At 44.8% G+C, this 4,448-nt stretch carries 3 protein-coding genes and 1 pseudogene; all 4 read right to left on the reverse strand.

Annotation, left to right across the window (positions count from 1 at the left end):
- Positions 1-282 (reverse strand): annotated as a pseudogene (locus tag D1841_RS16535) (hypothetical protein); the annotation flags it as partial.
- 3 nt (positions 283-285) lie between these two features.
- Positions 286-786, reverse strand: a complete 501-nt coding sequence (locus tag D1841_RS19970) for a hypothetical protein (RefSeq protein WP_347564043.1) — start codon at positions 784-786, stop codon at positions 286-288.
- Positions 765-3,374: a YodL domain-containing protein gene (locus D1841_RS19975; RefSeq protein WP_347564044.1), complete on the reverse strand. Its 2,610-nt coding sequence runs from the start codon at positions 3,372-3,374 to the stop codon at positions 765-767. The genes D1841_RS19970 and D1841_RS19975 overlap by 22 nt, the downstream gene beginning before the upstream one ends.
- A 56-nt stretch (positions 3,375-3,430) precedes the next feature.
- The gene (locus D1841_RS16545) at positions 3,431-3,871 is read right to left on the reverse strand and encodes a hypothetical protein (protein WP_160644745.1); all 441 of its coding nucleotides are present in this window, start codon (positions 3,869-3,871) and stop codon (positions 3,431-3,433) included.
- Positions 3,872-4,448: the final 577 nt, after the last annotated feature.

The raw sequence follows: 4,448 nt of genomic DNA on the forward strand, positions 1-4,448 counted from the left end.
TCGACGGTTGTCCTGGGCGATCCCTCCCCACTGGCCTCGTTGTCCTGGCAAATGGGGTTCCAGCAACAACCACACTTTGATGAATGTGTCACGCTCCCGCAAGCACCACGTCCCGGCGGGGCGGCATATCCACAAATATTTTTTGTCCTCCGGGTTTTGGCTTTTCGCCGCCTGCTTCAACGTCTTTATGTCTATGTCAAAATCAGACTGGAAATGCTCGGTGTGGGTCTGCATGATTGCTTTGAGGGATTTTAATATATCCACGTTTTCAAATTTCTGCATGGTTCAGCTCCTTTCTAAGTCCTGCTTTTTTGTCTTTTCCGCTGCCTTTTTCGGGGCGTTTTTCAACGCTTCCTTGTCCTGTGCAAGCTGCGCCCGGATAGAGGGCTTTTTCTCCGTCTTGGCGGCTGTGCGGGCTTCTTTCTGTATCTCCACGGGGCTTTTCCCGGACAAAGGTTTTATGCAGGATAAGCGGTCAGCAACGTAAATAGCGTTGTCGTTTAGCTGCCTTTGCCACGCCCCGGCTTTGGGCGACCAACGGAAGCCATTTTCCTTTAAGGTTTCACGGGTCTTTTCGTCCGGCTTTTCCTCGAAATAGATTTGCAGGCGGTTGTCCTCCCGGTTGGCTTCCACCGTGCCGCCGTCAAACTCCCACCCGGCGTAGGCGGTTTCCTGCTTTTTTGTCAGTTCCGCAATGCGCCCTTTTACCCGGCGTATCTCTGCGTTGTTGTTGGATAAAGCCCATGAGGGGTAGGGTTTATCCTCTATGTGCCACTGTGACGACATATCCGCTTTTTCTGCTGTTCCCCGATCTCCACGGCTTTGTCTACCATTTGCCTGTATCCTGCGGTTGCGCTGCCGGGCTTGTAATCGTAGTAGCTGTTAGCGTCATTGGCACGGCGGGCAGCCCCCTCATTGATTGTGTAATAAATGGTTTTCGTTTCCGGGGCAGCCTGCTCCGGCGTATCTGCTTGCAGGGAAAAGGGCTTTTTGTCAAAGCAAAATTCCTTTTCCGGGGTAAAGCCTGCCTGCGATAGAAAGTCCGTTATCCGTGAAAATTCTTCGTAGTCCTCTTTGGTGTAAATGCCACGGTTTAAGGCTTCGTCCTGCGGGTATATGCAGCCCTCGCTTGAAAGGAATGTAAAAGCGGCTTGGCAGTCGGAAACGTAGAGCAGGGAATTGTCTTTATTGTCATAATGCCCTTTGTTGTCGTAGTTCTCGCTTTTCCCGATATAGATTTTGTCGTTCATAGTAAAGAGGGCTACCATGCCGTCATAGCGGCTTTTGGCGGCGGCTGTGATACGGGCAATGTCCGGCTCGGCGGAGTCGTCCTGCTTTAGCGTTTCGGCGTACTGTTCAAGGGAAATCTGCTCCCCGGCGTTTGCTTCCAGTGCGTCAGCGGCGGGGGTGTTGTTGATAACGCCGTCAATCATGTTTGCGTTTTGCTCCGTGGAAAGCTCGGCGGCTTTTAGCGGGTTCTCTAACAGAAAATCTTTTGAAATATCCACAAAACCGATACTGTCCGTATAGTGGGCGGTGTCCTTGCCGTTCTGATGAAGCACTACCACGTCAGAAACGGAAAGGGAATGTCCCTTGAAGTCCTCCGGGCGGTCAATGTTGAATTTCTCAAAAATGCGCTCTAAGCCCATGCCCGGCGTGAGTGGTGCGGTATATACTTTTTCATAGTTGGCGGGGTCTACCGCAAGCCCTTTTCCCTGTACTTCTTCCAGTGGTCGGAAATGAAAATCTACGGGTACATCATCTTTTAACTGATAGATACTGAATGTATTTTCTGTCTGCTCCGCTGCGCCGTATTCCTGCAACATTTCCTTTGTGGCTTCGCTTCCGGCTAATTCCTCTTTCATGGCACGGTACTCCGTGAGGGCGTTCCAGTCCTCTTTAAATGTATAAACAGAATCAGCTTTGGACAGGACATAAGGCCATGATGTAAATTTAATAATTCGGTTTATGTCGGCTTTTACTTTTTGGGGGTCAGCTCCTAATTTTCGAGGTTTCCCTTTCGTAGCTCCATTTTTAAGAGGTGTAGCTTCTACTTTCCCTTTTATAGGAGTTATAATTTCGATAAGGTTAGATAAAATCGTTTCACCTTGAGACAACTCAATAGGTTCTTTTTTCCTTAACAACTCAAGATATTCAATCACCTCCCCTTTGATTCTTTCCTCTGCCTGCTGGGCTGTTTCGCCATACAGCATTTCTTTACAGAAAGTCTTGTTAAACCAGCCGCAGATTTCTTTTTCCAAAGTGAAGGGCTCTCTGAATTTCTTTAAAGTTTTGATTATACGCGCATAGTTGCCAGCTTCCTGTGCAAATAGGATTGGTGCATAAGCACTTACATAGAATTTGCCGTAGAGAAAGCGGGATGGTTTTGTAAGTCTTAAATCAAAGAAGTCTGCCTCCCATTTGTGTTCAAAAAGGTGGTTAGGGTCGTTTAGATACTGGTTCATATATTCGAGCATCGTGTCGGCTTCCTCTTGGCGCTCTTCCAATTCTTCTATTGGTGGAATGTGGACATAGAGATTGACACTTTCATCTTCTTTGCATCGCTTTCTGCCTAGCATTTGGATGACCTCTGTCTTGTTAACGGAATCGACTACGATATGTTTTAAGGCATCATCTTTCAAGCTTACTCCGTTATAAAGAACGGTTGTGGAAATAAGGACTTTATAATCAAATTCTTCATCACGTATCAAAGCTTGGAATCTCTCATTATCCTCCTTTTTCCTATCTGCATCTATAAATTCTGCACAATCTCCAATCTTTTCCTTTAACTTTTCGCCATCCTTTTTTGTACGGACAAAAATAAGCCATTTATCTGGTAAGGTTTCATCTCTAGCTGTTGTTTCTATGCTATACCAGCTATGGAAAAAATGCAGATTTACATGGTTGAAAGTGCCTTGAAATACGTATTCAGCAAAGCAGGGGTACGGTGGTGGAGGCAGAGGAAAAGGCTGAATCTCTGCTTTTTCTTGAGAATCAGATAGAGTTTTATCATCAAGATTGTCATTTGACGCTTCTTTTCCCTTACTATCTTTGCTATCTGGAGAAGATTCTTGGGCTTTGCTAGCTTGAGTTGGGGAACCCACAGAAAGTCGAAGCATGAACAGGGGATTATCTTTAGGATTGAGGTCATGATACTCATTTATCAGTCTGTTTCCAAAGTATATATAGTTATAAAAAGCATTCAGTTCCTCATATGAAAGAATAGGCTTTACTTCTTCCGGTGTAGCACTCATATAAATTCTTTTGCAATAATAAAACCGTTTGATAAGCTGCTGCAAAATAAAGCTAGTATCAGAGTTGAACGAAGAGTCTGCAAGAAAGAAATGAGCCTCATCAAAGACTACAGCCTTCACGCATGGTATCGTCCAATTGTTCGGGCCGGCAATATAGGAAATAGCCTGATGATAGCTTATGATATCCATATTACCAGACAGATAGCAGTCCTCATAAACTTTTTGACTGTAGCATGGAAATCCATTTTTCTGTCGGCTTCTATGCGTTGCTGTAAGGTAAGAGCTGTTCTATTCGTTAGGATAAGAACTCGTCCTCCAACTGTATTCACGACATCAGATAATGAGTTAACGACAAAATAGTTTTTACCCGAGCCTGTTGGTGCATGGATGAGCACAGGATTAGGATATGGAGGAGGGTTATAGCGCGGAACCTGATTATAATTAACATAATTAAAGCGCACGCCGAGGTCGGTTTGATAAAACTGCGGCGGCCAGAACCATTCACGTAATTCATTTTGCAACCCATCAGAAACCCATTTATCTGGTTTTAGAATAGGTTGAATCGGTAGCCCAGTTTTAGTTTTTATCCAGTCGAATGTCGTTGGAAATGTACGCATAGCGTCCCCTTCTTCTAGTGGTGGATGGGAACAAGAAGGTGGCGCTATTGTTCCCTGAACTTCTGGAAAAATGGAAAAACCCTTATATATTCCCGTTCCACTTTTCCATTTTCTTCTATTCTACCACCCCCACCCCAGCATTACAAGATATGCTGGGGATTTTTCTGTCCTCTTCACAGACTAGTGGGAGGGAATCACGGCAAACTTCCAAAAATCACAGTAAAGAATGAAAAAAGATATAGCATCTCAATAGGAACCTGGCAGGGATGAAAACAGCCACAGAATGACGCTCATAAAAAGATGGCAGAAAGCTTCGCGGAAAAGCTGGGAGTAGCAATTCCAGAAAACCTCTTGCCAATAGATAGTGCGGGGCAAATGCTGGGATAAAGTAAAAGAAAATTTCCGGAGCAACTTGACGTTCCGGAAATTTTTTTGTTGAAATGTCTTGGCGTAAGGTGTAGAATTAAAGGGAAAAATTAGTTAGAAATATTGGATATATATTAGATAGTGTCTACACGAATTAAGTACGGATAGCAGCCCAAATAGCGATACAACGGACGTGTACCGCGGCGATAAA

It is taken from the genome of Neglectibacter sp. X4, from assembly GCF_009917365.1.
GTDB lineage: Bacteria > Bacillota > Clostridia > Oscillospirales > Acutalibacteraceae > Acutalibacter.